Genomic DNA, 26,307 nt, shown 5'->3' with positions numbered 1-26,307 from the left:
GCGAGGCGCATTGCGGGCCGCGCGCGGACCATGGTAGCGCCTTCGCATCGGGAAATGACCACCGAGGTGACCGCGCCCGCGAAGCATCCGGTGCTGCACCACCTCGCCCGCTTCATCCTGCGTCCGATGTTCCGCACGTACTTCCGGATGCGCGGTGAAGGGCTCGTGAACCTGCCACGACGTGGACCGTTCCTCCTCGCGCCGAACCACGTCTCGATGCTCGACTGGGCGTTCGTCAGCTACTTCCTGCCCCGTCTCATCCGCTTCGTCGTCGACCACAGCTTCTACGACCTGCCCGTTCTCGGCTTCGGTCTGCGCGTGAACGGCGCGATCCCGATCCGCACGGGACGGCCGGACGCACGCGCGATGCGGATCGCGCACGCCGTGCTCGCGGCCGGCGAGCCGCTCATCGTGTTCCCCGAGGGAGCGATCTCGCGGACCGGCCGCCCGCAGCGCGCCCAGCCGGGGGTCATCAGCCTCGCCGCGGCGACGCGTGCGCCGATCGTGCCGGTCGCGGTGCGCGGGGCGTTCGAAGCCTTCCCGCGCTCGCGGCGCCTGCCGCGGCCGGGGCGCGTGTCCGTCACCTTCGGACGGCCGCTCCCGCCGCCGCCCGTCGCGGGCGACCGCCACGAGCGCCAGGCGCAGGCCGATCGCCTGATGGCGCACATCGCCGACCTCCTCGACCGCCGCGAGCCGGTGAGCCCCTGGTGATGGCGACGGACCTCCGCACCGCCGTCGCGGCCATCCCGCCGGAGTGCTACGCGCGCCCCGCCTGGAAGGGTCTCGCGTACCTCGGGCGCGACCTCGGCATGTACCTGGCGGCGACGGTGCTCCTCGCGGTCACGGATCATCCGGCGCTCGTCCTCCCCCTGTGGCTCCTCGCCGGGCTCGGCACGAGCGCCCTCTTCGTCGTCGGACACGACGCCGCACACGGGGCGCTGTTCGCGAGCCCGCGCCTCTGCGACGTCGTTGCACGCATGGCATTCCTCCCGAGCCTGCACGGGCTCGCGCCGTGGCGGCTCGGCCACAATCGCGTCCACCACGGATTCACGGGACGTGCGGGGATCGACTTCGTGTGGCATCCGCTGACGCCCACGGCCTTCGCCACGCTGTCGCGCCCGGCGCGATGGCTCCACCGGCTCGAGTGGTCGGCCTGGGGTGCCGGCCTCTACTATCTTCGCGCGGTGTGGTGGGCGCGCATGACGCGACTCGTGCCGCCGCGTCGCTTCCGGCGCGAGTTCCATCGCGATCGCGCGCTGGTGGCCGTCGCGGCCGGCGCCGCGAGCCTCCTGGCGCTCGCATGGGGCTGGACGCACACCGGCACCGCCGCCGGCGCTTGCTGGACGTTGGTCAAGACGCTCGTCGTCCCGTGGCTGGTCTTCAACTGGATCATCGGCGTCACGGTCTACGTGCATCACATCGGCCCCGAGATCCCGTGGTACACGGCCGCGACGTGGTCGCGCGGGCGGGGCCAGGTCGACGCGACGGCCGCCTACCGGATTCCGCGCTGGCTCAACTTCTTCTGGCACAACGTGTACGTGCACACGCCGCACCACGTCGATCCGCGCATCCCCTTCTACCACCTGCCGCGCGCGGCGCGGGCGCTCGAGGCCCTCGGCGACGATGCGTTCGCCCCCCGGCCGCTCGCCCTGCGCGACTACGTCGCGATCACGCGGCGCTGCAAGCTCTACGACTTCGATCGCCAGGCGTGGCTCGACTACGCCGCGGCCGGCTGAGCAACCTCACGGGCGGCGGAAGGCGTCGGCCAGCTTCGGATCGAGCCGGACCGCCTCGGCATACGCGGCCATGGCCTCCTCGCGGCGGCCCTGGCGGCCGAGGGCGATGCCGAGATTCAAGTACGCCGCCGCGTCGCGCGGCGCGCGCGCGATCGCCGCACGATAGAGGCGCTCGGCTTCCGCCGAGTCGCCCGCCGCGAGCCGGAGGTTCCCGAGGTCGTACCAGACCCGCGCCGCCGGCGGATCGTAGCGCAGCGTGTGCGCGAAGAGCGTCGCTTCGTCGCGCCAGTCCCGGTTCCGCGCGACGACGAGCGGGGTCCAGACGGCGAGGCACAGGAGCGTCCCCGCGGCGCCGGCGCGCGCCGGCAGGCGGCGCGCGGCGACGGCGGCGACGAGCGGCACGAGGCCGCAGAGCGGGAGATAGAGGAAGTGCTCCGCGGCGAAGAGCGCCCGATCGGCGATGGCCGGATACACGGGCACGATACCCGACACGGGCGCGTAGGTCGCGGCGGCGAGCGCCAGCAGCACCCATCCGCCCGGGGCGCCGCGCGCGGCGAGCGCGAGCGCCAGCGCGACGGCAATGACGGCAGCCCACATCCCGATGGCGACGCCCGCGGACCAGCCGGCCACCGGAACGAAGCGCTCGAGGTGCAGGTCGCTCGGCCACACGAGCAGGCGCAGGTAGTCGAGTGCGGTCGCCGCGATGGCCGGGAGCCGAGCGGCGACGCCGGCGAGGTGCACGCCCGGCCCACCGCCGCCCATCCACAGGACGAGCCACAGCGTCGCGATGCCGAGCGGTACGATCGGTCTCGGCGGCTGCGGGTTCGGGTGCGCTCCGGGTACGAGCAGGACGAGCGGCGCCAGCACCGCCGCCTCCTTGCACCCGAGCGCGAGGGCCACGAGCACGCCGGTCGCGACGGCCCAGCCGTCGAGCATCGTACGCGCACGCCGCCAAGCGAGCAACGCGGCGAGCAGGAACACCGCGCACAAGACGTCCGTGCGCCCCGAGACGTAGGCGACCGCATCGGCCTGCACCGGGTGCGCGACGAACAGGAGCGAGGCCGCCAGCGCGCCCCCCTCCCCGATGGCCATGGCGACCGCGAGCTCCCCCACGAGCACGCCGGTGAGCGCGTGCATCACCAGGTTCGTCGCGTGGAAGCCGGCCGGCGTCGTCCCCCACAGCGCCCGGTCGGCCGCGAAGGACAGCATGACGACCGGACGATAGTAGTCGCCGGTGCGCCGCGTGAGGATCGCGTCCAGCCCGGCCGGCGCGATCGCCGTCAGACGATCGTCCCAGACGAAGTCGTTGCGGAGCGTGTTCCCGTAGCAGGCGGCGGCGAGCGCCAGGGTCGCGGCCGCGCGCCGCCACCCGCTGCGGGTCACTGAATCTTCCGGTCCTGCGGTTTCGCGTCGGACCCGTCGAGGACGCCGTCGTCGTCGGTGTCCGCGTCGGTGGGATCGCTGCCCGCCAGGTACTCGCCGAGCAGCGTGAGGCCGTCCCCGTCGTCGTCCGAGGACGCAGCGTGCGTGGTGTCGCCGAAGTACCAGCGCTCGTAGGCGTCGAGCACGCCGTCACCGTCCGCGTCGCCCGACCCGCCGCCGGTGAGATCCTGGCTCACGTGCAGGATCGGCACGAAGCGCCAGTCGCGCCAGATGGGCTGCAGGCTGGTGAAGTTCGGGTCGATCGTGTCCACCGCGGCGATCGTCCCGGTGATGAGGCCGCTCTGACCGAGCGGGAACATGAACTCGCCGTTCACCGTCGGTCCGACGTCGATGATCTGCTCGTACGTGCCGCGGTTGCCCTGGGGCGTCGGCTCGAACACGAGGCTCGGGAACAAGGCGACCAGCGGATGGCGGTAGTTGCTGTTCGGGCGCGGGCCGTCGGCGGGGATGCCGGCGGTGGCCGCGGTCGAGAACGCGTCGCGGACCGTGACCTCCCAGCCCTGGAGCGTGTCACCGGCGACGAACGCCGGCACGCACGCCTCGTCCTCGCGAACGGTGTCGAGCTGCCCGGCACCGAAGTCGTTGGCGGTGTTGATGCGGCCGACGACCTTCTGGTGCGGCGGCTGGCCGTTCGCCCGGCGCACCCGGTAGCACATGAGGTGCTGCGCCTGGTTGCCGACGGCGCTGCCGTCCTTCGACGCCGCGAGGCAGAGCCGCGAGGGCCGCTTCACGTCGTAGGTGCGCGAGTCGAACTCGCTCGCCACCGTGAGCTGCGTGCCGGGCAGGAGGCCGACCGTCTGCGGCGTCGTGCGGACCTTGTAGCACTTGAAGTCGGCGATGCCGCTCGTCGCCGCCGACGCGGGGGCGTCGAGCGTGACGCCGGTCGGCAAGAGCAGGCGATCGGGCTTCAGCGTGTCGAGCGAGAGCGTCCCGAAGCGATCGCTCACCACGAGCGTCTGGCGGACGTGGGACGGCTGTCCCGGCGACGACGAGGCCCGGTAGCTCTCGAGCCGGGTCGCGGGATCGACCGTCGTCCCGCCGTTGACGCCGCCGGGGCTGCACAGGGCCTTCGGCTTCGTGGCGTCGGAGAGCCGGGTCTCGATCCGATCCGCGAGCGAGATGCCCGCGACGGGCGTGAAGCGAGCCGTGTGCTTCGTCGTCCGCGCCTGGTAGCACAAGAAGGCGTCGAGCGCGCCCTTCCCGTTGAAGTAGTCGCCGCCGTACGCCTGCTGGTACGCGCCGGGCAGATCACCCTCTTTCGAGTCGATGGCGTGCTGGACGAGGTTGAAGCCCCGCCCGCCCGACGGCGTCGGGAGCGCGCCCGCGTACTCGTCGCCGTAGATCGCCGTCGAGAGCTGGTTGATGAGCGAGTTCATGAACGGGACTTCGCCCGCCACCGTCGTCGCCAGCACGGGATCGATGAAGTTGCGCCCGGTCTCGGGCGGCGCATTGTGCGCCTCGAGCGCGGCCAGCACCGAGTCGACGGCGCCGTTGCCGCCGTTGCCGACGCGGTCGACCGCTTCGCGGATGCGCGGCAGCAGGTAGCGGCCGAGCTTGCCCTTGCCGTCGAAGCCGGCGACGTCCTTGTTGAGCTGCCGGCACTTGTTGCGATCCCACGCGTTCTCGGCGCGGAGCTGCTCCAGGATGAACGCGTGCCGGAACTCGCGCCCGAAGCCGTCGCCCGGATCGGCCGTCGCCGCCTTGTTGTTCCAGTTGGAGACGTAGCCCTCGTTGGGGTTGATGGCCTCGGGAATGGCGATGATCTCCTGCACCTCGAAGGTGTCGCCGGGCGCGGGCGTCACGCCCCAGTCGTACTCGATCGTGAGGCCGTTGTTCGTGTTGCTGGCGATCCGGCGCGTCTGCTTGTAGCCCGTGCCGCCGGTGATGATGACGATGAACTCGCTGCCGAGCTGGGTCGGGTTGTGGTAGCGGAAGTTGAGCGACGGCGGCGCGTAGCTCTGGCCCATGAACGGTGCGCCGGCCGCGGTGAGGCCGTTCGGCGACGCCGACGCCACCGTGCCGGTCGCGACCGCGAGCGGGCTCGGCCCGGTGCCGTCGAGCGGGAGGCGCAGATCCTCGCCGCCCTGCCGCTTGCGGGAGAAGCCGGACGACCAGTAGCCGATGTTGCCGGCCGTGCCCGACATGAGGCCGACGCCGTTCCAGGCGAGGTTGTCGGCCCCGAAGAAGTTGTGCGTGGTCGGCATGATCCGGGCGCCGGCGCGGATGTCGAAGATCGACTCGGCGCGCTGGAACTGCGCGAAGCCGAGGACGGTGGTCGTCTCCTCGAGCCACGCGGCGCTGTCGACCGCGGCGGCGGCGATCTGGTGGCCCGGCCGCACCGCGACGTAGACCGAGCTGTTGTTCGGCGCCGTCGTCCACGGCGACGCGACGCTGAGCGTGTTGGCGTTCGGCACGGCGCCGATCTGCCGGATCTGGCCCGTGCCCTGGCCGTCGACGATCGCGACGTAGCCGGAGACGAACGAGGCGTCGAACATGCCGGCGTCGACGAGGGTCGTGAGGGTGCCGCTGTCCGCCGTGCCCTCCTTGTCGCCCAGGAAGTCGATGACGGCGCGCGATCCGTGGTTGCCCCCGCGATCGTGCGAGCGCCAGAACCTGCGGCTGGTGCTGCCGATCGTCCCTTCGAAGATCTCCGTGCGCACGTTGAGCGGGGCGGTCGTCCCCTCGTCGTCGTAGTGGATGACGTCGCTCGACTCGCTCACGATCTGCTCGAGGAACGTGTCGACGATCGGCAGCTGCGCGGTCGTCGTCGTGAACGCGACCGTGTCGGTCTGTCCGATCAGGATCAGCGGCGCGCCGGCGAACTCCATGCTGAGGCCGTGGATCCGATGGTCGCTGCCCTCGGTGCTGCGGTTCTCGGCGAAGTGCATGATGGACGGCACCTGGATGCCGGTCTGCGGGAAGCCGCCGAGCCACGGGTAGCCCGTCGACGACTTGCCGGGGGCGATGATCCAGGCGTAGCTCCCGAGCTTCGGCCAGGCACCGAGCGCCGCCGCCTGCTCGGCGCGCGCCAGGTGCGCGGCCGCGCGCTCCTTCATCGCCGTGACGTAGTCGTAGTGCGGATACTTGTCGGCGACGGCGGCGAGGTGGGTCGGCGTCGCGGAGAGGCTCGCCACCGGGCCGCCGTAGCCCGGCGTCGTCGGATCGGGGACCGACACGGGCGCCAGCGGATCGGTGACGAAGTTCAAGTCGGACCAGATCTCGGTGCCGGCGCTGACGCCGTGCTTGGCGATGAGCGCCTGCAGCTCGCCGAGGCGCGTGTTCTCGTCGAACCCGCCGAGGCCGAAGTTCCGGACCTCGAGGATACCGATGGACACCGCCAGCTCGGGCGTGAACTGGAAGCCCGCGTTCGGCCACTCGCCGCCGGGTGGCGCGTAGAAGGGATCGACCTGATCGGAGAGGTTGTTCTTGTTGCCGAAGAGGTTGTCGCCGATCCCGAGGAAGCTGCGCAGGATGTTCACCTCGATCGGCTCGGGGAGCGTTCCCGCGTAGACCGCGTCGATCGTGTCGTTCACGCCCTTGCAGTACTCGAGGATGGCGTCGCGCTCGCGCGCCGGCAGCTTCTGGAACATGCCGTTCAACTCGGACGACGTGTAGGCGGTCTGGCGCGCCTCGATGTCGCCGTTGAGCGTGGTCGGGTCGAGGAGCGAGAAGGCCTGGTAGAGCGTCCCGCGGCCCACGCGCGCCAGCAGGATCAGCTGCGTCAGGCGATCCTTCGCGATCTCGCGACCGTTCTCCCGCGCCAGCTCGGCGTCGGTGTCGGCGAAGATGTGCGGCAGCCCGTAGGCGGGCTCCCGCACCGTCACCGCGGCGCCGTGGGCGAGGCTCGTAACTCCGATCACCAAGGACATGGCGAGCAGTCGACGTGCCATGGTCGGTTCCCCCTCGGTGCGGAGCTTTCCAAGCCGGGAACCAGGCTGTCAAGGAAAAAGGATCGCCAGCACCCACGACGCGGCGTGCGGGGGGTGGGGCCGAGGGCGCGCTTGCCCGCCGCCATGCGGGGCGCGCGGCCCGGCGCCGCCTTGAGCCACCGGCCGTCGCACGGCATAAGACGCTGGTGACACCCATCGAGAAAGCCGACGTGCTGATCGAGGCGCTGCCCTTCATCCAGCGCTTCGCCGGCAAGGTGCTCGTCATCAAGTACGGCGGGCACGCGATGGAAAACGACGAGCTGAAGGACTCGTTCGCGCAGGACGTGGCCCTCTTGAAGTGCGTGGGGATGCGGCCGGTGATCGTCCACGGCGGGGGGCCGGTGATCGACGCAGCCGTGAAGCAGGCGGGCATCACGCCGCAGTTCGTGCGCGGGCTGCGCGTGACCGACCCGGAGACCATGACGATCGTCGAGCAGGTGCTGGTCGGTAAGATCAACAAGGAGATCGTGGCGCTGCTCAACCGCCACGGCGCACCGGCGGTCGGGCTCTCGGGCAAGGACGGCGAGCTGATCGTTGCGCGCAAGCGCAAGGCCGACGTCGACCTCGGGCTCGTCGGCGACGTCGTCGGCGTCAACCCGAAGGTCATCGAGTCGATCGGCGACTTCGTGCCGGTCGTGGCGCCGACCGCCGCCGATCGGGAAGGGCAGACCTACAACATCAACGCCGACGTCGTAGCGGGCGAGATCGCGGAGGCGCTGCGCGCCGAGAAGCTCATGCTGCTCACCGACGTCGAGGGCGTGAGGGGCCGCGATGGGGACCTCGTCGAGGAGCTGGCGACGGGTGACGCGCGCGCCCTCATCGCCGACGGCACCATCGCGGCGGGCATGATCCCGAAGATCGAGTGCTGCATCGCCGCGCTCGCCGGTGGCGTGCGCCAGGCGCACGTGATCGACGGGCGCGTCCGGCACGCGCTGCTGCTCGAGGTCCTGACCAACCGCGGCGTCGGCACCGAGGTCGTCCGAAGCCCCGCGCCGAAGACCGCGCGACGGCGGCTCGCCCGCGCATGACCAGCGCGGAGATCTTCGCCCGCAACGCCGCCTACGAGATCCAGCTCTACGCACGGCAGGCAGTGGCGATGGCGCGTGCGCAGGGCTGCGTCGTGTGGGACGCCGACGGGAAGCGCTACCTCGACTTCTTCGCCGGCGTCGCCGTGAACAACCTCGGCCACTGCCATCCCGCGGTCGTGGAGGCCATCCGGCGGCAGGCCGGCGAGCTGCTGCACGTCTCCAACCACTACCACACGGCGGTCGAGGGCGAGCTGGCGGAGCTCCTGTGCCGGCACTCGTTCGCCGAGCGCGTGTTCCTGTGCAACAGCGGCGCCGAAGCGAACGAGGCGGCCATGAAGCTCGCGCGACGCTGGGGCGCCGAGCGCGGCGGCGGCCGATTCGAGATCCTGTCGACGCACGGCTCGTTCCACGGGCGGACCTTCGCCACCGTGACGGCGACCGGCCAGGAGAAGTACCATCAGGGCTTCTTCCCGCTCCTGCCCGGCGTGCGCCTCGTGCCGTTCGACGACCTCGCGGCGATGGAGGCGGCAGTCGGCCGGGAGACGATCGCGATCCTGGTCGAGCCGATCCAGGGCGAGGGCGGCGTGGTCGTGCCGCGCCCGGGCTACCTGCGCGGCCTGCGCGAGCTCTGCGATCGCCGGGAGCTCGTCCTCATCCTCGACGAGATACAGACGGGCTTCGGCCGCACGGGACCTCTCTTCGCCTACCAGCGCGAGGACGTGCGTCCCGACATCATGACGCTCGCCAAGGCGCTCGGCGGCGGCGTGCCGATCGGCGCCATGCTGACCACGCAGCGCTTCGCCGACGCGTTCGCGCCCGGCTCGCACGGCACGACCTTCGGCGGCAACCCGCTCGCGTGCGCGGCCGCCGTCGCGGCCGTCCGCACGATCGCCGAGCCGAAGCTCCTCGCCCACGCGACGGAGGTGGGCGCGCTGCTCCGGGCACGGCTCGACGCAATCGCGGCGCGCCACCGGCGCATCCAGGCCGTGCGAGGCGTGGGCCTCATGCAGGGGCTCCTGCTCGACGGCCCGGGCGCCGCCGTCGTCGGCCGCTGTCGCGAGGCCGGCCTCCTCGTCAACTGCACCGCGGATCGGGTGCTCCGCGTGACGCCCCCGCTCGTCGTGACGGCCACCGAGATCGACGAGGGCACGGGCATTCTGGATGCGGCGCTGGAGGCTGCGTGAGCAGCCGACGGGGCACCAAGCGCGACCTTCTGCGCGTGAGCGATCTCACCGGCGCCGAGATCGGTGCCGTCCTCGATCTCGCGGCGCGGCTCAAGAGCGAGCTCAAGGCGGGCAAGGCACATCCGCTCCTCGCCGGGCGCACGCTCGCGATGATCTTCGAGAAGCCGAGCCTGCGCACGCGGGTGACCTTCGAGGTCGGGATGGTGCAGCTCGGCGGCGCGGCCGTCAACCTCGCCGCGGGCGACATCAAGTTCGGCGAGCGCGAGCCGACGCGCGACATCGCGCGCAACCTCGACCGCTGGGTCGACGTCATCCTGGCGCGGACGTTCCTGCACCAGAGCGTGACCGACCTCGCGACCTGGGCTCGGGTTCCGGTCGTGAACGGCCTCTCGGATCTGCACCACCCGTGTCAGGTCCTCGCCGACTGTCTCACGCTGCGCGAGCAACTGGGACGCATCGCCGGCCTGCGCGTCGTCTTCATCGGCGACGGCAACAACATGGTGCACTCGTGGATCGACGCCGCCGCGCGGCTCGACTTCGACGTCGTGGTCGCGTGCCCGGCGGGCTACGAGCCGGATCCCGCGATCACGGCCGAGGCCGGCGCGCGGGTCACGATCACGCACGACGTGGCGGCCGCCGCCAAGGGCGCCGACGTCCTCTATACGGACGTCTGGACGAGCATGGGGCAGGAGGCCGAGGCCGAAGCGCGCCGCCGCGTCTTCAAGAGCTTCCAGATCAACGACGCGCTCATCGCGCTCGCCAAGCCGACGGCGCTCGTCATGCACTGCCTGCCGGCGCACCGCGGCGAGGAGATCACCGACTCCGCCATCGAAGGCCCGCGCTCGGTCGTCTTCGACCAGGCCGAGAACCGCCTCCACGTACAGAAGGCCATTCTCGTCTGGCTCCTGGGCGCTGCCTGACGGCAATAGCACACGACCCCGCGCGTACCTCGCCGGCCGCGTCGGCTTGACCGGCCGCGGCATACCGGTCGGGCGTACCACGAACGCCACACGCTCGGTTTCGCCCCCGACCCGAGATGCATCTCGGGTCGGCAAGACTAGTGCAGCGATTCGATCTCGCCGACGACGGCGATGCCGCCGTTCTCGAAGCGGACGCGGAAGTTGACGTCGGCCGCGTAGGTCGGACCGAGCTGCGCCCGCAGCTCGATCACCGCGGCGGCGGCCCAGAAGCTCGGCGCGGCAGTCGACACGAACCCCGGATCGCGTCCGGGCACGGCCACGCCGAGGCCGTCGTTGGCCGGCGTCACCAGCGCGTGCGACCACGGCACGAAGACGCGGCCGCGGCGGCCGCGGACGTCGATGCCCGCCGGCTGCAGGACGCAGGCGTTGGCGCGCCCGGCGAGCCAGGCCCCGAGCCGCTCGCCCGCTGCGATCCCGACGGCGAGCGCGATGCCGATCCAGCCGGGCACGAGCCCCGCGGCGATCGCCGCGGGCGCGTACGCCCACCACACGAGGCTCGCGAGCGGCGGATCCGCGTGCGGCACGAGCCGCACGACGCCGCCCTCGAGGCGCTCCCACAGCTCGGAGGCGAGCTGCGGCACGACGCGCGCGAGCACCGGCCCCCAGGCCGCGGTGTCGAGGAGCGGGCGGAGCGGAAGAGCCACGGTCCGACCCTCGCCGGCCAGTACGAGCGCGTGGCGCTCCTGCGTGACGCGCTCGATCTGCGACCACGTGATGCGCTTCACGTGCCACCACGGGCCGATCGCCATCACCTCGCTGTCGTCGAGGTGGTAACGGCGCAGGCATTCGAGCGGCGGCGACATGCGGCGCGCGAGGAACCATCCCGCTGTCAAAATCCCGACCACCGCGCCGGCCGGGCCCAGCAGGGGCGCGATCCCGAAGGCGGCCGCCGCCGCGACGCCGATCCACGCCGCCCAGGCGAACGCGAGCCCCGCCCGCGCGCCGCGCATGGTGGCCCACAGCGGTGCCACGGGATTGGTCGAATTCTGATCGTTCATCGGCACGGGAGGAGCGTCACATTCATTGTCGGCGCTTCCCCGCCCGTCCTTGAATGCGACCGATCCTGTGCTAGGGGTGCCGCCCATGGCCGCTCCGGTCCGTCGCATCGTGCTCGCCTACTCGGGCGGGCTCGACACGTCGGTGATCCTGCGATGGTTGAAGGACCGCTACGACGCCGAGGTGATCGCCTACTGCGCCGACCTGGGGCAGGAGGAGGAGCTCGACGGCCTCCCGGAGAAGGCGCGCGCCACGGGCGCCGTCGACTGCGTCATCGAGGACCTGCGCGAGGAGTTCGCCCGCGACTTCGTCTTTCCCATGCTGCGCGGCGGCGCCGTGTACGAGACGAACTACCTCCTCGGGACGTCGATCGCGCGGCCGCTCATCGCGAAGCGCCAGGTGGAGATCGCCCGTGCCCGGCAGGCCGACGCGGTCGCGCACGGCGCCACCGGCAAGGGCAACGACCAGGTGCGCTTCGAGCTGACGTTCGCCGCGCTCGGCCCCGAGCTCACCGTGCTCGCGCCGTGGCGCGATCCGGCGTGGACGTTCCAGGGCCGCACCGACATGATCCAGTACTGCAACACGCACGGGATCCCGGTGACCGCGACGGCCGAGAAGCCCTACTCGACCGATCGCAACCTGCTCCACGTGAGCTACGAGACCGGTATCCTCGAAGATCCCTGGCGCGCGCCGTACGACGACATGTTCCAGCTGACGGTCGCGCCCGAGAAGGCGCCGGACGAGGCCGAGGACGTCCTCGTCGACGTCGAGGGCGGCACGCCCGTCGCCGTGAACGGCGAGCGGCTGTCGCCGGCCGCGCTCCTGAAGAAGCTCAACCTGATGGCGGGCGCGCACGGCATCGGCCGGGTGGACATCGTCGAGAACCGCTACGTCGGCATGAAGTCGCGCGGCGTCTACGAGACGCCCGGCGGCACGGTCCTGCGCGCCGCGATCAACGCCGTCGAGCAGCTCACGATGGACCGCGAGGTGATGCACCTGCGCGACTCGCTCGTGCCGCGCTACGCCGAGATGATCTACTACGGCTACTGGTTCGCGCCCGAGCGCGAGATGCTGCAGGCCGCGCTCGACGAGGCCTCGCGGCCCGTCACCGGTACGGCGCGACTGCGGATGTATCGCGGCAGCGTGCGCGTGACCGGTCGCAAGGCGCCGAAGTCGCTCTACGACCCGAAGATCGCGAGCTTCGACGAGGCCGGCGGCTATCGGCAGGAGGACGCGACCGGCTTCATCCGCCTCTCGGGGCTTCGCCTCCGCATCCGCGCGCTCGTCGAGCGCGGGCGATGAAGGCGTCGCGACCCAAGCGGCGACGCGCGCCGACGAAGGCCTGGGCGGGCCGCTTCGAAGCCCCCACGGCCGACATCGTCGAGCGCTTCACCACCTCGCTCCCGGTCGATCGCCGGCTCTATCCGCACGACATCGCCGGCAGCGTGGCGCACGTGCGTGGCCTCGTGCGCGCGCGGCTCCTCCGCGCGCGCGAGGGACGGCGGCTCCTCGCCGGCCTCGCCACCGTGGGGCGCGAGCTCGACGCGGGGCGCTTTCGCTTCCGCGCCTCCGACGAGGACATCCACATGGCGATCGAGCGCCGGCTGACCGAGCTCGTCGGACCGCTCGGCGGCAAGCTGCATACGGGCCGCAGCCGCAACGATCAGGTGGCGACCGATCTCCGGTTGTGGCTGCGCGCGGAATGCCGGGCGATCGACGCGGGGCTCGCGCGGCTGCAGGGCGCGCTGCGCCAGGTGGCGACCCGCCACCTGGACACGATCCTACCCGGCTACACGCACCTGCAACGCGCGCAACCGGTCCTGCTCGCGCACCACCTGCTCGCCTACCACGAGATGCTCGCGCGCGACCGGGGCCGATTCCGCGACGCCCGTGTGCGTGCCGACGAGCTCCCGCTCGGCGCGGGCGCGCTCGCCGGTGCCGGCTTTCCGATCGACCGCGCCTACGTCGCGCGGCTGCTGGGGTTCCGGCGCGTGACTGCCAACAGCCTCGACGCCGTCGGCGACCGCGACGGCGTCGCCGAATTCCTGGCGGCCGCCGCGATCACGGCCGTCCACCTCTCGCGCCTGGCCGAGGAGCTCGTGCTGTGGTCGAGCGACGAGTTCGGCTTCGTGCGACTGCCCGACGCCTTCGCGACCGGCAGCTCCATGATGCCGCAGAAGAAGAACCCGGACGTGGCGGAGCTGGTGCGCGGCAAGACGGGCCGCGTGGTGGGCGCACTCGTGGCGCTGCTGATGACGCTGAAGGGCCTGCCGCTCGCGTACAATCGCGACCTGCAGGAGGACAAGCCCGCCCTCTTCGACGCGGCGGTGACCGTACGGGACGCGCTCGACGTGCTCGCGGCGATGCTCCCGGCCCTGCGCTTCGACACCCAGCGCATGGCGGGAGCGGCCGACGGCCTCCTGCTCGCGACCGACGTGGCCGACCTCCTGGTCGAGCGCCGGGGTATGCCGTTTCGCCAGGCGCACGAGGTCGTGGGGGTGCTCGTCCGCCATTGCGTCGCCACCGGCGCCGACCTCCGCACGATCGACGCCGCCACGCTGCACCGCTTCTCCAAGGAGCTGACGCCCGACCTCGTGCGCGGGCTCACGCCGTCGCGGTCGGTCGCGCGGCGCGACCTCGTCGGCGGCACGGCGCCGCGCCAGGTGCGCCGGCAGCTCGCCCGCGCCGCGCGCGAGGACGTGCGATGATCCGCGTCGCGCTCGCTGCGGGCGCCCTCGCGCTCGCCGCCGCCTGCGGCGCCAAGGGTCGGACGTATCCACCCGAGCTCGTGCAGCCGAAGCCGCCGACCGATCTGGTCGGGAAGTCGACCGTCGACGGCCTGCGGCTCATGTGGAAGCGTCCTACGTCGTATTCCGGCGGCCAGCGCATGCGGGACCTGGGCGGCTTCGACGTCGAGCGCGCGACGGGCGCCGACGGGATCGACTTCACCAAAGTCGGCACTGTCGAGCTGAACGACCAGACCCGCTTCCGTCAGGAGCGGACCATCGAGTGGGTCGACACGTCGGCGCAGATCGGCACGACCTACCGCTATCGCGTCGTCGCCTACACGCTCGACGGCTACCGCAGCGCGCCCGCAGGACCGCTCACGATTGCGCGCGGTCCGCCGCCGGCCCCGGCTCCGCCCGCAGCGAGCCCCTGAGACCGTCGGCGAGCGCCTCCATGCCGTCCGTCGCCGCCACGAAGAGGACGGCGAAGGCGAGGTGGATCCACATGACGGCGGGGACGAAGCCCACGCCGAAGAGGGCGAGCCCCGCGACCCCGAGCGGGATGCCCAGGAGCCAGACGAGGAAGATCCGGCCGGCGATGCCCTCGGTCCGCCGCCAGCTCTCGCGCACCGCGGTCGGGGCGTCCATCGCCTCGTCGACGACCAAGAAGCCGACGAAGGCGAGGCGCGTGGCGATGAAGAGACCCGGCACGACGAGGAGCACCAGGCCCATGCCGACCAGCGTCACGAACAGCACGTGGGCGAAGATCGTCTGGACGTAGCAGGAGCGGAACGCCTCGAAGAGATGCGCCGGCCGGATGGCCTCACCGCGCGCCGCGCGCAGGTAGACGTAGAGGGCGCCGAACGTGAGCGGAACGGTCACGAGGGTATGGTAGGCGAACGCGAGCGGGACGGCGCCGATCTTGTGGAGGATGCCGCCGGGCGCCGCGATCACCGTCCACAGGAGCGCGGCGAGCAGCAGCTCGGGAAAACGCGACCACAGCGGGCTCCACGCGTACCCGTAGGCTTCCGTGGCCGTCGGTACCTCGGGATCGTACATGGGCGTCTCCTTCCTACTGGGTTGCGACCCGGATCGATCCACCGGACGTGCGCAGGCGAAGCGCCGCGCCGCCGCCGCCGAGGCGCCCGGCGACCCGCTGGCCTCCGCTCGGTCCGTCGAAGGCGAGGTCGCGCGCGACCTCGATCGTGCCTCCCGACGTCTCCGCGTCGAGATCGGCGCCCGCGCCGCGCGGAACGCGCACGACGATGCTGCCGCCGCTGGTCTCGACGTCGCCGGCCGGCGCGCCGGCGAACCCGACGGCGATGGCGCCGCCACTGGTCCGGGCCTCCACCCTGGCGGCCGCGTCGCGCACGTCGATGCTCCCGCCGCTGGTGGCGATCTCGACCGTCCCCGTGACGCGCGAGACGCCGACGGCGCCGCCGCTGGTCACCGCCCGCACGTCGCCGTCGACGTCGGCGACGTCGATCGCGCCGCCGGCGCTCGCCGCGACGACGTGTCCATCGACGCCCCGGACGCGGACCTCGCCGCTGCGGGCCGCGATCGTCACGTCACCGTGTACCTCCCCGACGTCGATCCGCCAGCCGCGCGTGCTGGCCTCGACCGCGTAGCGATCCGGCACCCGGACCTCGACGTCCACGTGCGCGTGCCGAAACGGCCAGAGCGCGTACACGAGGACGCGCGCCGCCGCGTCGCCGGCCGACGTCGGCTCCGCAGTCAGGCGAACGCCCTCGCCTTCGGGGACGAGGTCGAACGCCACGTCCCACGGCCAGCCGCTGGCGCTCGCCTGGACGCGCACGGTGTCCGCGTGGTGCGACGTGACGGCGATCGTCCCGCGCCAGTCGAGGTCGAGGTGGAGGGTGCCACCCGGGGCCGCGCCCACGGTTTTTTCGAAGTCGCTCGCGTGCGCCGGCCGCGACAGGAAGAGCACGCCAAGGACGATCGGGATGACCGCTCCGTTCATCGACACGCCCGCTCGCTTCGTACAGCAAGGGTCGTACCGGGAGAAAGAGGTGCGGAAGAGCGGGCGTGCGTGCAGTCCGCACACTGCCACGACGTGGGGCCGGCGCATGCCCGCACATGCGGCACGCCTTCCCCGGCCTCGGCCCGCGGGATATAAAGCCTCCCCCCGCCATGGCGACGCTGGAATTCACCAAGCTGCACGGCACCGCGAACGACTTCGTGTTCGTGGACGCGCGCCAGGGCTTCCCCGGCGACCCGGCGGCGCTCGCCACCCGCCTGTGCGACCGCCATCACGGCATCGGGGCCGACGGCCTCATCCTGGTCCTGCCGTCCGAGCGGGCCGACGCCCGCATGCGGATCATCAACGCCGACGGCAGCGTCGCGGAAATGTGCGGCAACGGTATTCGCGGCTTCGCGAAGTTCGTGCTCGACCGCGGCCTGGTCCGCGCGAACCCGCTCCGGGTCGAGACCGACGCCGGGGTGAAGACCCTGCGGGCCGAGCTCGAGCGCGGCCGCGTGCGCCGCGTCGCGGTCGACATGGGGACGCCCGAGTGGTCGGGCCACGCGATCCCGGTCGACGCCGACGGCGAGGTCGTCGAGCACCCGCTGGAGATCGCCGGGCGCACCTGGCGGGTCACCTGCCTGTCGATGGGCAATCCGCACTGCGTCGTCTTCCTGGACGACGTGCAGGCGCTGCCGCTCGCCGAGATCGGACCCCAATTCGAGCGCCATCCGTTCTTCCCGAAGCGCGTCAACTCCGAGTTCATCCGTGTGATCGACCGCGGGCGGCTCGAGATGCGCGTGTGGGAGCGTGGCGCCGGCGAGACCATGGCGTGCGGCACGGGCGCCTGTGCGGCGGCGGTGGCGGCCGCGCGGACCGGACGGGCCGAGCGGAGGAGCATCGTCGCGCTCCCCGGTGGCGAGCTCGAGATCGAATGGCGCGACGACGACCACATCGTCATGACCGGCGATGCCGTCGAGGTCTTCGAAGGTCGAATCGAGGTGTGACGATGTTCCCCGGCTGCATGACGGCATTGGTGACCCCCTTCCGCAGCGGGGCGGTCGACCTGGTGGCCCTCGCCGATCTGGTCGAAGCGCAGATCGCCGGCGGCGTGAACGGCCTCGTGCCCTGCGGCTCGACCGGCGAGTCGGCGACGATGTCGCACGAGGAGCACCTCACCGTCGTGCGCGAGGTCGTGCGCGTGGCGCGGGGGCGCGTCCCGGTCGTCGCCGGCACCGGGTCGAACGCGACCGCGGAGGCCATTCGGCTCACGCGCGGCGCCGAGGAAGTCGGCGCCGACGCGGCGCTCTTGATCTCGCCCTACTACAACAAGCCGACCCAGGACGGCATCGTCCAGCACTACGCCGCCATCGCCGAGGCGACGCGCCTGCCGCTCATCGCCTACAACATCCAGGGCCGCACGGCCTCCAACATCACCCCGGAGACGATGGCGCGGCTCGCGCGCATCCCGCGCCTCATCGGCGTGAAGGAGGCGAGCGGATCGCTCCCGCAGGTGCTCGAGATCCTCGAAGCGTGCGGGCCCGAGTTCGCGGTGTGGGCGGGCGACGACGTGATCACGCTGCCGCTCATGGCCGCGGGCGCCATCGGCGTCATCTCGGTTGCGTCGAACGTCGCGCCGGCTCGCATGGTCGAGCTGACGCAGGCGATGCGCGCCGGCGATCTCGCGAAGGCACGCCGGGTCCACCTGAGCCTGATGCCGCTCTTCCGCCACCTGACGCTCGAGGTGAATCCGATTCCCGTGAAAACCGCCCTCGCGATGATGGGACGCTGCACGGACGAGCTCCGCCTGCCGCTGACACCGCTCGCCGCGAAGAACCGGGCCATTCTCGAGACGACGTTACGGGAGCAGGGTCTTGTCTGATCCGACCGGTCTCGTCGTGTGCGGCGCGGCGGGACGCATGGGGCGTCTGCTGGTGGCGCTCGCGGCGGAGCGGCCTGCGCTGCGCGTCGCCGGCGCGATCGAAGCGGCGGGCCATCCGGCGCTCGGGCAGGATGCCGGGGTGCTCGCCGGGATCGCGCCGCTCGGCGTGGCGCTCGGGAGCGATCTCGGAGCCGTCTGCCGGCGCGAGCACGTGGTCCTCGATTTCACCATCCCCGAGGCGACGCTCGCGCACGCGCGGACGGCGGCGGCCGCCGGCGCCGGGCTCGTCATCGGCACCACGGGTCTCACCGCCGAGCAGGATCGCGAGCTGCGCCGCGTGGCCGGCACGACGCGCGCGGTCATCACCGCGAACTACAGCGTCGGCATCACCGTGCTGACGGAGCTGGTCGCGCAGGCCGCGCGTCTGCTCGCAGACGGCTTCGACGCGGAGATCGTCGAGACCCATCATCACCACAAGCGGGACGCCCCGAGCGGGACCGCGCTCGCCCTCGGCCGCGCGCTCGCCGCCGCGCGCGGGCAGGACTTCGACGCCGTGAAGGTGCTCGCGCGCGAAGGCATGGTGGGCGCACGCCGTCCGGGCGAGATCGGCATCGTGGCGCTGCGCTCGGGCGACGTCGTCGGCGATCACACGGTCGTGTTCGGTGGACTCGGTGAGCGTCTCGAGCTCACGCACCGCGCCCAGAGCCGCGAGAGCCTGGTGCGTGGCGCCTTGCGCGCGGCCGAGTGGGTCGCGTCGCGTCCCGCCGGCGTCTACGCCATGCGTGACGTGCTCGGCCTGTGAGCCGCACGCTCTGCGCCCTCCTGCTACTCGCGGCCGCCGGCTGCTCGGTCCCATCGTCGTCGCCGCCGCCGCTACGGGTCGGCACGAGCGGCGACTATCCGCCGTTCTCGCTCCTCGCCGACGGTCAGTACCAGGGCCTCGACCTCGACGTCGCGCGCGCGTTCGCCGCGGACACCAAGCGGCGGCTCGAGATCGTCGAGTTCCGCTGGCCGGGCCTCGAGATCGACTTGACGGCGGGCGGCTTCGACGTCGCCATGTCGGGCGTCACGATGCGTCCCTGGCGGGCGCTCGTCGGCACGTTCGCGCGTCCGGTCGTGGAAGCCGGCGCAGTCGTGCTCGTACGGCCCGACGTCGCGACGAACGCCGCGCACCTGAACCTCCCCGAGCGCCGGATCGGCGTCAATGCGGGCGGCTACCTCGAACGCGTGGCGCGCCGGCTCTTTCCGCGCGCCAAGATCGAGGCGATCCCGAACAACCTGTGGCTTCCGCAGCTCTTCAACGAGAACAAGATCGACGCCATCGTGAGCGACACGATCGAAGCGCCCGCGTTCCGTGCCCGCGTGTCGGCGGCCCTCGTGCTGGGTCCGCTGACGCGCGATCGCAAGGCCTACCTGGCGCGCGACCCCGCGCTCGCCGCCGATCTCGACGCATGGCTGCGCGCGCGCGAGGCCGACGGCTGGCTCGCGGCCGAGCGTGCGCGGTTCCTCGGCCAGCAATGGGCCGCCCCGCGCACCGCCGCCACCTCCGATCTCGACGCCCTGCTGGCGCAGATCGACCTGCGACTGGCGTTCATGCCCGCCGTCGCCCTCGCCAAGGAGCAACTGGGACTGCCGACGGTGGCGCCGGAGCAGGAGGAACGGGTCCGCGCTCAGGCGCAGGAGCGCGCCCAATTGCTGGAGGTTTCGCCTGCGAAGGTGGACGGGCTCTTCCTCGCGCTGATCCACGCTGCCCACACGATCCAGGACGCGGTGCGGACCCTGCCGCCGGCGGAGCGACCCGCCGTCGAAGCGATGGACCTCGACGAGGCGCGCGCGGCGCTCTCCCGCGTGTCGGACCAGATCGTGGCGCGCGCCGCCGAGCTCGCGCACGACCAGATCCCCGCGCCCCAGCCGTCCGCCGACGCGATCGCGAACGCGCTCGACCCGACGGTCACGCCGGCGCCCGACCGTCTCGCAATCGCGCAGGCCGTCGTCGCGCTCATCGCACCGGAATAGAATTGCACTTTGTAAAAGGACGTATGTTCCGGTAGAAGCGGCGCCGAGCGTCATGCCCCACGCGGGTATGGCAAAAACCAAAGCAAAGTCCTTGGCTTGGAGGACTCTCTCGCGCCAGGAGGCAGCTCGGACCCGAACGTGCCTCATCGTGTCTACATCGGCATCGGCTCGAACCTCGGCGACCGCCGGGCCAACACGATCGAGGCCGTCGAGCGCGTGAGGGGCCTGCCCACCACGAAGGTCGTTCGCTCCTCGTCGCTCTACGAGTCGGAGCCGCACGGCGACGCCAAGACCTGGTTCGTCAACAGCGTCATCGAGCTCGACACGGATCTCACGCCCGACCAGTTGCTCAAGCGCTTGAAGGCAATCGAGGACGCGATGGGCCGCAAGCGCGTCAAGGGCAAGCGCTGGGGATCGCGCATCATCGATCTCGACATCCTGCTCTACGACAAGGACTCGATCGAGAAGCGTACCCTCAAGATTCCGCATCGGGAAATGCACAAGCGGCGGTTCGTGCTGATGCCGCTCGCCGAGCTGGCGCCGCAGGTGGTCCACCCGCAGCTCGGGCAATCGGTCTCCGCGCTGCTCGCCACCGTCAAGGACACGAAGCGCGTGACGCTGCTGCCCCGCGCCGCGCCGGCGACCGCCCCCTCGCCGCGCTAGGAACGGTCCGCAGCGAGCGCAGCCGTGACGCTCTTCGCGCCCGCCTCGACCGCCGCGAGCGGCGCCGCGAGTCCCGCGGCCGGATCGCCGTCGGGCGGTCGTCGCCGCGCCTCGTCCACGCTCTCCACGTAGCGCCGATAGGCCGCCACCAGATCCTCGAAGGCGACGAGGGAGCGCGGCTTCGCCTGTCCGTCGGCGAGGTGCCGCTCGGCATCCGACGCGAACGCCTGTGCCCGCTCGAGCGGATACGTCAGCTCCGGAAACGTCTCGGCGGTGAAGCGGCCGGTCGCCACCAGGTCGCGCACCTTGCGCGCGACCGCGACCAGCACCTCGGTGTGCACACGCATGCGCCCGGAATAGCGGTGCCAGAAGCAACCGCTCGCGACGAGCGTACAGCAGACGACGATCGTGAGGAGCCGGATTGCCTTGACCCCCCGGGGCGCCGCGCCTAGCATGGCGGGCTTGCGCGGCCTATCGTGACTGCTCCCCGTCTTCCCGCGATCTACTTCGAGAAGCTTCTCGAGGACTCCCCCGACATCATCGTCGCCGTCGACCGCCGCGGTATCATCACCTTCTACAACGACGGCGCGCGACAGACGCTGGGCTACACTCCCGCGGACGTGCTCGGTGCGCACGTGACGCGCTTGTATCCGGACCTCGCCGAGGCGCGCAAGGTGATGACGGCGATGCGCGAGGGCCAGAGCGCGGTCCCCGGACGCGTCCGCAACTTCGAGACGTTCTTCCTGACGAAGGGTGGCGAGCGGATCCCGGTCACGATCTCCGGCTCGCTGATCCACGACGACCGTGGCCAGGAGACGGGCTCGATCGGGTTCGCGAAGGACCTGCGCGAGATCCGGCGGCACGACCAGCTCGTCACGCTGGCCGAGGTCGCGGTCGGCCTCGCGCACGAGATCAACAATCCGCTCGAGGTGATCGTCAACAACCTGAACCTGCTCACGACCTACATCGAGCGGGTGAGCAACGACGAGGACTTCATCGTCGAGAGCGAACGCCTGGACTCGACCCATGCGGCGGTGAACCGCATCCACCAGATCGTCGCGACGCTCACGCAGCAGGCCCAGGGCACCGAATACACGACGCGCGAGTACCTGCACGGCACGCAGATGATCGACCTGCGCGCCTGCGCGCCCGGTGTGCGACCCGCGAGCACGCGCGACCTGCGCCGCGATCCCGAGCTCGACGGCATCAAGCTCCTCGTGGTCGACGACGACCTCGGCGTCTGCCAGTCGCTGCGCGACCTCCTGACGCAGGAGGGCTGCGACGTGGTCGTCGCCACCGGGGGGCGCGAGGCGCTCGCGAAGCTCGAGCGCGAACGGGTCGATCTCGTCCTGTCCGACGTGGTCATGCCCGACCTCGACGGCCACGAGGTCTTCCAGCGCGTGCGCGAGCGATGGCCCGACGTCCCCGTCGTACTGATGACTGCGTTCCACTTCGACAAGGACCACATCATCAAGCGCAGCAAGCTCGAGGGGCTCGAGGACGTGCTCTACAAGAAGCCGATCGACCCGCCGAAGCTGCGCGAGATCATCAAGCGGCACGCGCGACGCCGCGCCGACGCCGCGTCGTAGCCGGCCGCGGGGTGGACTCCCCGGGACGCCGACGCTAAGACTCCGCCCCGTGGCAATCCGTATTACCCGTGTCTATACGCGACGCGGCGATCAGGGCGAGACCGATCTCGTGGGCGGCGTGCGCGTGCCGAAGGACCACGCGCGCATCGACGCCTACGGCGCGGTCGACGAGCTGAACGCCGCCATCGGCGTCGCGCGAGCGTTCAACGAGGCGGCCCTGCGCCGCCATCGGGTCTGCCGCGAGCTCGACGGCATCCTGCGCAAGCTGCAGAGCGAGCTGTTCGACGTGGGCGCCGAGCTCGCGACGCCGCCGGCGGCGTGGATGCCCGGCATGTTCAAGGTGGGCGACGCCGAGGTGACGGCGCTCGAGCAGTGCATGGACCGCTGCCAGAAAGACCTGGCGCCGCTCAAGTCGTTCATCTTGCCGGGCGGCGGCCAGACGAGCGCGCTCCTGCACGTCGCCCGCACGGTGTGCCGTCGCGCCGAGCGCGACGTCCTGCGCCTCATGCGCATCGAGGACGTGGGCGACGGCCCGCTGCGCTACCTGAACCGCCTCTCGGACCTGCTCTTCGTGCTCTCGCGCTGGGTGGGCCACCACCTGGGCGAGCGCGAGTACCTCTGGGAGCGGCCGCTCGAGCGCGAGGCCGCGCTGGGCCGGACGCGCGCCGCAGGAGCCCGCAAGGTCGCGGCGAGCGCCGGCGCGAGGAGACGTCGATGAGCGAAGCGCTCTACATGAAGCAGCTCGAGATCGGGCCGATGCAGAACTACGTCTATCTCTTCGGCGATCCGCAGACGCACGAAGCGGCGGTCGTCGACGCCGCATGGGACATCGACGCGATCCTCGAGACCGCACGCGCCGACGGCTACACGATCACGAAGAACCTCGTGACCCACTTCCATCCCGACCACCTCGGCGGCGATCTCATGGGACACCAGATCACCGGGGCGGTCGAGCTTGCCGGCAAGGCGGGCGTCAAGACCTGGATCCACAAGTCCGAGGTGCCGTTCGTCCATCGCGTGTGCGGACTGTCGGACTCCGACATCGTCGCCGTCGAGGCCGGCGACACGACCGACGTCGGCCGCATCCGCACGACCTTCGTGCACACGCCGGGGCACACGCCGGGATCCCAGTGCTTCCTGGTCGGCAACACGTGCATCTCGGGCGACACGCTCTTCATCGGCTCGTGCGGCCGCGTCGACCTGCCCGGATCGAACGCGGAGGACATGTACCGGAGCCTGACGCAGGTCCTGGCCGCGCTCCCCGACCAGACCGTCCTCCTGCCCGGCCACAACTATGCCGACCGCCCGCGCTCGACGATCGGCGACGAGAAGCGCACGAACGCCATGATGCGCTTCAAGAACCTGAAAGACTTCCTCTCGCTCATGAGCCCGCTGCGGGTCTGAGCGCATCCCCTGCAAGGAGTCGTCCCATGCCGAGAGCCTTCGCGATCAGCGCCACCGACATCGCCGCCGAGCACAAGCGCACGGGCGGCGACCACGACAAGTTCGACTTCGCGAACGTTTTGAAGCTCGACACGCTCCAGCTCCGGCCGATGGGGCCGCGCGACGTCCACCTGCGCATCCTCGCGGTCTCGGCCGAGCACAACGTCGACCACGCGGTCCTCGCCGACACGGTCAACATCGCCGAGCTGCGCGGCGGCAAGATCTATCCGGGCAACAGCGCCGTCGGCGAGGTGATCGCCGCCGGGGCCGATGTGACGTCGGTCAAGGTCGGCGACGTCGTCGTCACCCACTGCAACGGCGAGCCCGACGTGTACGGTTTCGCGCTGCGCATCTGGGCCTACGATCAGCCGGACTCGATCGGCTGGTACGGCGAGGAAGCCATGGTCGGCGAGTGGCAGGTGATCAAGGCGCCGCTGCAGTGCGGCCTCAATCTCTGGGAGATCGCCGCGCTGCCGCTGCGGGCGCCGACGGCGTATCACCTGTGGCGCCGTGCGATCGGCATCTACCGCCTGAAGGTGCCCGTCGAGCGGCGCGCGACGGTGAACGTCCTCGGCTTCGGCGGCGGCGTCTCCGAGCTCTTCCTCATGCTCGCCAAGCGCGAGGGGCATCGCGCGTTCTTCTGCTCGGGCAGCCCGGAGCGGCGCGAGTTCCTCGCCAAGATGGGCATCGAGCCGATCGACCAGAAGCAGTACAACCGCTTCAAGTCGCGCGACGACGTGAAGAACTTCAACGGGCAGGTGAAGAAGCTGACCGGCGGCGAGGGCATGCACCTCGTGTGCGACATGCTGCGCGGGCCCGTCTTCGAGGCCGGCATTGCGGCGGCGGCGCGCGAGGGCGTGAACGTCAGCGCCGGCTGGCAGCTCGCGCGCGAGTGCACGTACAACTCCGCGAACCTCTCCGTGCGCCAGATCACGCTCGACCACACGCACTACGAGACCATCGACGGCTGCCGGGCCGCGACCGAGCTCTACGGCACGGTCTTCAAGCCGACGGTGCACAAGGAGATCTACAAGTTCGAGGATCTGCCGCGCTGCATGCACGAGATGTTCCTCAACACGCAGACGGGCATCCCGATCGTCCGCGTCGCGCAGACGATGCCGAAGGCGGTCGAGGGCCTCGTCCGATAGGAGTCGCGTCCATGCTCGAGGAAGAAGACCTCCGCAAGATCGTCCAGGCCGTCCGCGCGATCTTCAACGCCGAGCAGTCGGTGACGGGCGAGATCGGCGAGCGCTGGCACGGCGGACAGCTCGTCATGAAGCCCGGCAAAGCAGGCACGCAGGAGAAGGCGGTGCCGATCGATGGGTTCTTCCGCAAGATCGTCGGCGTGCGCGACAAGCTCCGCGTCCTCGAGCAACGCATCAACACGCACCCGAAGCTCGACGACGCGGATCGCCTGCAGCTCCAGGAGTACATCACGAAGGCGTACGGCAGCCTCACGACCTTCAACGTCCTGTTCGCGGACCCGGCGGACCGCTTCGTCGGCACGGGCGGCAAGGACGACGAGTGACGGCGGTGCGGCGGTGGACGATGCGTATCGGCTCGAGCAGACCCAGATCATCCCGCGCCCGCTGGCCGAGGTCTTCGCGTTCTTCTCGGACGCCTACAACCTGGAGGCGATCACGCCGCCCTTCCTGCGCTTCCGCATCCTGACCCCGAGACCGATCGCGATGGCTCCCGGAACCCTCATCGACTACCAGCTGCAGCTGTTCGGCGTGCCGTTTCGCTGGCGCACGCGCGTGGAGGAGTTCGAGCCCGGCGTCCGCTTCGTCGATGTGCAACTGGACGGCCCGTACGCGCTCTGGCACCACACGCACGAGTTCGAGGCGACGGCCGGCGGCACGCGCATGCGCGACCTCGTTCGCTACGCGCTCCCACTGGGGCCCCTCGGCGCCCTCGCCCACGCGCTCTTCGTGCGGCGGACGCTCGGGCGGATCTTCGCGTACCGTCGCACCCGCATCGCGGAGCTCTTCGCATGATCCGGCCGCTCGACGTCGCCACGTCCTTCACCGCCTCCGTCGTGCGCCTCGGCGCGGGGATGGAGGTGGGCACGCTCGGCGCTCGCCCCGTGCGCACCCTCGAGCTCTACGACTTCGAAGGCTGCCCCTTCTGCCGCAAGGTGCGCGAGGCCCTCTCGATCCTCGACCTCGACGCGATGGTGTACCCGTGTCCGAAGAACGGCCCGCGCTTTCGTCCCGTGGTCGTCCGGCGCGGCGGGAAAGCCATGTTCCCGTATCTCGTCGACCCGAACTCGGGCACCGAGATGTACGAGTCGAGCGACATCGTCCGCTACCTGGTCCAGACCTACGGCGACGGCAGCGTGCCGTGGTCGCTGGCCCTCGGCCCCGCGACCGACGCCATGAGCATGCTCGCATCGGCCGCACGCCTCGGCGCCGGCGTCAGCTACCGCCGCGCGCGCGAGCCCAGGGTGCCGCTCGAGCTGTGGAGCTTCGAGGCGTCGCCCTTCTGCCGCATCGCGCGCGAGGCGCTCACGACGCTGGAGCTGCCCTACCTGCTCCACAACGTCGCCAAGGGCAGCGCCAAGCGCGACACGTTCGTGCGCCGCGCCGGCAAGATGCAGGTGCCCTACCTGGTCGACCCGAACACCAGCGTCGCGATGTACGAGTCGGCGGACATCGTGCGATACTTGGAGACGACGTACGCGCTGTAGGTCCGCGCGGGAGCACGCGCCC

Annotated in this window: 26 protein-coding genes; 20 read left to right on the top strand and 6 right to left on the bottom strand. The window is 71.3% G+C overall.

The features are described 5' to 3' along the window. Positions 1–54: 54 nt before the first annotated feature. Complete coding sequence (locus VMS22_13965; protein ID HXJ35133.1) at positions 55–711, top strand: lysophospholipid acyltransferase family protein; 657 nt, start codon at positions 55–57, stop codon at positions 709–711. Further along, on the top strand, positions 711–1,736 hold the full coding sequence (locus VMS22_13960; protein HXJ35132.1) for a fatty acid desaturase: 1,026 nt from the start codon (positions 711–713) through the stop codon (positions 1,734–1,736). Before VMS22_13965 ends, VMS22_13960 begins: the two co-directional genes overlap by 1 nt. 6 nt (positions 1,737–1,742) lie before the next feature. On the opposite strand, the gene VMS22_13955 is transcribed toward VMS22_13960, so the two are convergent. Next, complete coding sequence (locus VMS22_13955) at positions 1,743–3,119, bottom strand: tetratricopeptide repeat protein (protein ID HXJ35131.1); 1,377 nt, start codon at positions 3,117–3,119, stop codon at positions 1,743–1,745. Continuing rightward, on the bottom strand, positions 3,116–7,069 hold the full coding sequence (locus VMS22_13950) for a penicillin acylase family protein (GenBank protein ID HXJ35130.1): 3,954 nt from the start codon (positions 7,067–7,069) through the stop codon (positions 3,116–3,118). The genes VMS22_13955 and VMS22_13950 overlap by 4 nt, the downstream gene beginning before the upstream one ends. A gap of 182 nt (positions 7,070–7,251) precedes the next feature. Here VMS22_13950 and argB point away from each other — a divergent pair, with 182 nt between their 5' ends. Genes argB through argF form a run of 3 tightly spaced genes read left to right on the top strand, consistent with a single transcriptional unit; the run spans position 7,252 to position 10,240 of the window. Then, positions 7,252–8,136, top strand: coding sequence for an acetylglutamate kinase (argB, locus tag VMS22_13945; GenBank protein ID HXJ35129.1), 885 nt, complete (start codon positions 7,252–7,254; stop codon positions 8,134–8,136). Then, positions 8,133–9,320 (top strand): acetylornithine transaminase, encoded by a 1,188-nt coding sequence (locus tag VMS22_13940; protein ID HXJ35128.1) that lies wholly within the window; start codon positions 8,133–8,135, stop codon positions 9,318–9,320. Before argB ends, VMS22_13940 begins: the two co-directional genes overlap by 4 nt. Continuing rightward, on the top strand, positions 9,317–10,240 hold the full coding sequence (gene argF / locus VMS22_13935) for an ornithine carbamoyltransferase (GenBank protein HXJ35127.1): 924 nt from the start codon (positions 9,317–9,319) through the stop codon (positions 10,238–10,240). The genes VMS22_13940 and argF overlap by 4 nt, the downstream gene beginning before the upstream one ends. A gap of 137 nt (positions 10,241–10,377) precedes the next feature. Here the strand turns inward: argF and VMS22_13930 are convergent, their stop codons facing one another. Then, the gene (locus tag VMS22_13930) at positions 10,378–11,298 is read right to left on the bottom strand and encodes a hypothetical protein (protein ID HXJ35126.1); all 921 of its coding nucleotides are present in this window, start codon (positions 11,296–11,298) and stop codon (positions 10,378–10,380) included. A gap of 85 nt (positions 11,299–11,383) precedes the next feature. Here VMS22_13930 and VMS22_13925 point away from each other — a divergent pair, with 85 nt between their 5' ends. From VMS22_13925 to VMS22_13915, 3 genes are read left to right on the top strand one after another with little or no spacing between them, the layout of a single operon-like run. Next, a complete protein-coding gene (locus VMS22_13925) occupies positions 11,384–12,598 on the top strand; it encodes an argininosuccinate synthase (GenBank protein ID HXJ35125.1) in 1,215 nt (404 codons plus the stop codon). Continuing rightward, positions 12,595–14,004: an argininosuccinate lyase gene (gene argH / locus VMS22_13920; GenBank protein ID HXJ35124.1), complete on the top strand. Its 1,410-nt coding sequence runs from the start codon at positions 12,595–12,597 to the stop codon at positions 14,002–14,004. Before VMS22_13925 ends, argH begins: the two co-directional genes overlap by 4 nt. After that, positions 14,001–14,456 carry a hypothetical protein gene (locus VMS22_13915; GenBank protein HXJ35123.1) on the top strand — a complete coding sequence of 152 codons (456 nt, stop codon included), beginning with the start codon at positions 14,001–14,003 and terminating at the stop codon, positions 14,454–14,456. Before argH ends, VMS22_13915 begins: the two co-directional genes overlap by 4 nt. Here the strand turns inward: VMS22_13915 and VMS22_13910 are convergent. Together VMS22_13910 and VMS22_13905 are read right to left on the bottom strand one after the other, a co-directional pair. Continuing rightward, positions 14,401–15,081 carry a hypothetical protein gene (locus VMS22_13910; protein HXJ35122.1) on the bottom strand — a complete coding sequence of 227 codons (681 nt, stop codon included), beginning with the start codon at positions 15,079–15,081 and terminating at the stop codon, positions 14,401–14,403. The genes VMS22_13915 and VMS22_13910 overlap by 56 nt on opposite strands. A gap of 13 nt (positions 15,082–15,094) precedes the next feature. Further along, a complete protein-coding gene (locus VMS22_13905; protein ID HXJ35121.1) occupies positions 15,095–16,003 on the bottom strand; it encodes a hypothetical protein in 909 nt (302 codons plus the stop codon). A gap of 179 nt (positions 16,004–16,182) precedes the next feature. Here VMS22_13905 and dapF point away from each other — a divergent pair, with 179 nt between their 5' ends. The 5 genes from dapF to folK all read left to right on the top strand — a co-directional run bounded on the left by dapF (position 16,183) and on the right by folK (position 20,564). Further along, a complete protein-coding gene (dapF, locus tag VMS22_13900) occupies positions 16,183–17,010 on the top strand; it encodes a diaminopimelate epimerase (GenBank protein HXJ35120.1) in 828 nt (275 codons plus the stop codon). A 2-nt stretch (positions 17,011–17,012) separates the two neighbouring features. Beyond that, positions 17,013–17,885, top strand: coding sequence for a 4-hydroxy-tetrahydrodipicolinate synthase (gene dapA, locus VMS22_13895; protein HXJ35119.1), 873 nt, complete (start codon positions 17,013–17,015; stop codon positions 17,883–17,885). Next, the gene (dapB, locus tag VMS22_13890) at positions 17,878–18,687 is read left to right on the top strand and encodes a 4-hydroxy-tetrahydrodipicolinate reductase (protein HXJ35118.1); all 810 of its coding nucleotides are present in this window, start codon (positions 17,878–17,880) and stop codon (positions 18,685–18,687) included. The genes dapA and dapB overlap by 8 nt, the downstream gene beginning before the upstream one ends. Next, a complete protein-coding gene (locus VMS22_13885; protein HXJ35117.1) occupies positions 18,684–19,901 on the top strand; it encodes a transporter substrate-binding domain-containing protein in 1,218 nt (405 codons plus the stop codon). Before dapB ends, VMS22_13885 begins: the two co-directional genes overlap by 4 nt. Positions 19,902–20,039: 138 nt before the next feature. Beyond that, a complete protein-coding gene (gene folK / locus VMS22_13880; GenBank protein ID HXJ35116.1) occupies positions 20,040–20,564 on the top strand; it encodes a 2-amino-4-hydroxy-6-hydroxymethyldihydropteridine diphosphokinase in 525 nt (174 codons plus the stop codon). On the opposite strand, the gene VMS22_13875 is transcribed toward folK, so the two are convergent. After that, entirely contained in the window at positions 20,561–20,911 is a 351-nt protein-coding gene (locus VMS22_13875; GenBank protein HXJ35115.1) for a hypothetical protein, read from the bottom strand. The two genes, folK and VMS22_13875, sit on opposite strands and share 4 nt — an antisense overlap. A 129-nt stretch (positions 20,912–21,040) precedes the next feature. On the opposite strand from VMS22_13875, the gene VMS22_13870 reads away from it, so the two are divergent. From VMS22_13870 to VMS22_13840, 7 genes are read left to right on the top strand one after another with little or no spacing between them, the layout of a single operon-like run. After that, entirely contained in the window at positions 21,041–22,153 is a 1,113-nt protein-coding gene (locus VMS22_13870) for a response regulator (protein ID HXJ35114.1), read from the top strand. Positions 22,154–22,202: 49 nt separating this feature from the next. Next, positions 22,203–22,871 (top strand): cob(I)yrinic acid a,c-diamide adenosyltransferase, encoded by a 669-nt coding sequence (locus VMS22_13865; protein ID HXJ35113.1) that lies wholly within the window; start codon positions 22,203–22,205, stop codon positions 22,869–22,871. After that, a complete protein-coding gene (locus tag VMS22_13860) occupies positions 22,868–23,557 on the top strand; it encodes an MBL fold metallo-hydrolase (protein HXJ35112.1) in 690 nt (229 codons plus the stop codon). The genes VMS22_13865 and VMS22_13860 overlap by 4 nt, the downstream gene beginning before the upstream one ends. A gap of 26 nt (positions 23,558–23,583) precedes the next feature. Then, positions 23,584–24,744 (top strand): zinc-binding dehydrogenase, encoded by a 1,161-nt coding sequence (locus VMS22_13855; GenBank protein HXJ35111.1) that lies wholly within the window; start codon positions 23,584–23,586, stop codon positions 24,742–24,744. 11 nt (positions 24,745–24,755) lie between these two features. After that, positions 24,756–25,124: a hypothetical protein gene (locus tag VMS22_13850; GenBank protein ID HXJ35110.1), complete on the top strand. Its 369-nt coding sequence runs from the start codon at positions 24,756–24,758 to the stop codon at positions 25,122–25,124. A gap of 13 nt (positions 25,125–25,137) precedes the next feature. After that, positions 25,138–25,593 (top strand): SRPBCC family protein, encoded by a 456-nt coding sequence (locus VMS22_13845; protein ID HXJ35109.1) that lies wholly within the window; start codon positions 25,138–25,140, stop codon positions 25,591–25,593. Further along, entirely contained in the window at positions 25,590–26,285 is a 696-nt protein-coding gene (locus VMS22_13840) for a glutathione S-transferase N-terminal domain-containing protein (protein ID HXJ35108.1), read from the top strand. Before VMS22_13845 ends, VMS22_13840 begins: the two co-directional genes overlap by 4 nt. Positions 26,286–26,307 lie beyond the last annotated feature (22 nt).

The sequence above is a fragment of the Candidatus Eisenbacteria bacterium genome (genome assembly GCA_035577985.1).
GTDB lineage: Bacteria > Desulfobacterota > Binatia > DP-6 > DP-6 > DATJZY01.
This window is presented reverse-complemented; position numbering and strand designations above follow the sequence as displayed.

What these genes read in the sequence shown, in the direction of transcription:
- VMS22_13965 (HXJ35133.1), top strand. Translation starts at nt 55, where the DNA reads ATGACCACCGAGGTGACCGCGCCCGCGAAGCATCCGGTGCTGCACCAC.
- VMS22_13960 (HXJ35132.1), top strand. Translation starts at nt 711, where the DNA reads ATGGCGACGGACCTCCGCACCGCCGTCGCGGCCATCCCGCCGGAGTGC.
- argH (HXJ35124.1), top strand. Translation starts at nt 12,595, where the DNA reads ATGAAGGCGTCGCGACCCAAGCGGCGACGCGCGCCGACGAAGGCCTGG.
- dapA (HXJ35119.1), top strand. Translation starts at nt 17,013, where the DNA reads ATGTTCCCCGGCTGCATGACGGCATTGGTGACCCCCTTCCGCAGCGGG.
- VMS22_13925 (HXJ35125.1), top strand. Translation starts at nt 11,384, where the DNA reads ATGGCCGCTCCGGTCCGTCGCATCGTGCTCGCCTACTCGGGCGGGCTC.
- VMS22_13930 (HXJ35126.1), bottom strand. Translation starts at nt 11,298, where the DNA reads ATGAACGATCAGAATTCGACCAATCCCGTGGCACCGCTGTGGGCCACC.
- VMS22_13875 (HXJ35115.1), bottom strand. Translation starts at nt 20,911, where the DNA reads ATGCGTGTGCACACCGAGGTGCTGGTCGCGGTCGCGCGCAAGGTGCGC.
- VMS22_13950 (HXJ35130.1), bottom strand. Translation starts at nt 7,069, where the DNA reads ATGGCACGTCGACTGCTCGCCATGTCCTTGGTGATCGGAGTTACGAGC.
- VMS22_13855 (HXJ35111.1), top strand. Translation starts at nt 23,584, where the DNA reads ATGCCGAGAGCCTTCGCGATCAGCGCCACCGACATCGCCGCCGAGCAC.
- VMS22_13905 (HXJ35121.1), bottom strand. Translation starts at nt 16,003, where the DNA reads ATGAACGGAGCGGTCATCCCGATCGTCCTTGGCGTGCTCTTCCTGTCG.
- VMS22_13840 (HXJ35108.1), top strand. Translation starts at nt 25,590, where the DNA reads ATGATCCGGCCGCTCGACGTCGCCACGTCCTTCACCGCCTCCGTCGTG.
- VMS22_13915 (HXJ35123.1), top strand. Translation starts at nt 14,001, where the DNA reads ATGATCCGCGTCGCGCTCGCTGCGGGCGCCCTCGCGCTCGCCGCCGCC.
- VMS22_13850 (HXJ35110.1), top strand. Translation starts at nt 24,756, where the DNA reads ATGCTCGAGGAAGAAGACCTCCGCAAGATCGTCCAGGCCGTCCGCGCG.
- VMS22_13940 (HXJ35128.1), top strand. Translation starts at nt 8,133, where the DNA reads ATGACCAGCGCGGAGATCTTCGCCCGCAACGCCGCCTACGAGATCCAG.
- VMS22_13910 (HXJ35122.1), bottom strand. Translation starts at nt 15,081, where the DNA reads ATGTACGATCCCGAGGTACCGACGGCCACGGAAGCCTACGGGTACGCG.
- VMS22_13860 (HXJ35112.1), top strand. Translation starts at nt 22,868, where the DNA reads ATGAGCGAAGCGCTCTACATGAAGCAGCTCGAGATCGGGCCGATGCAG.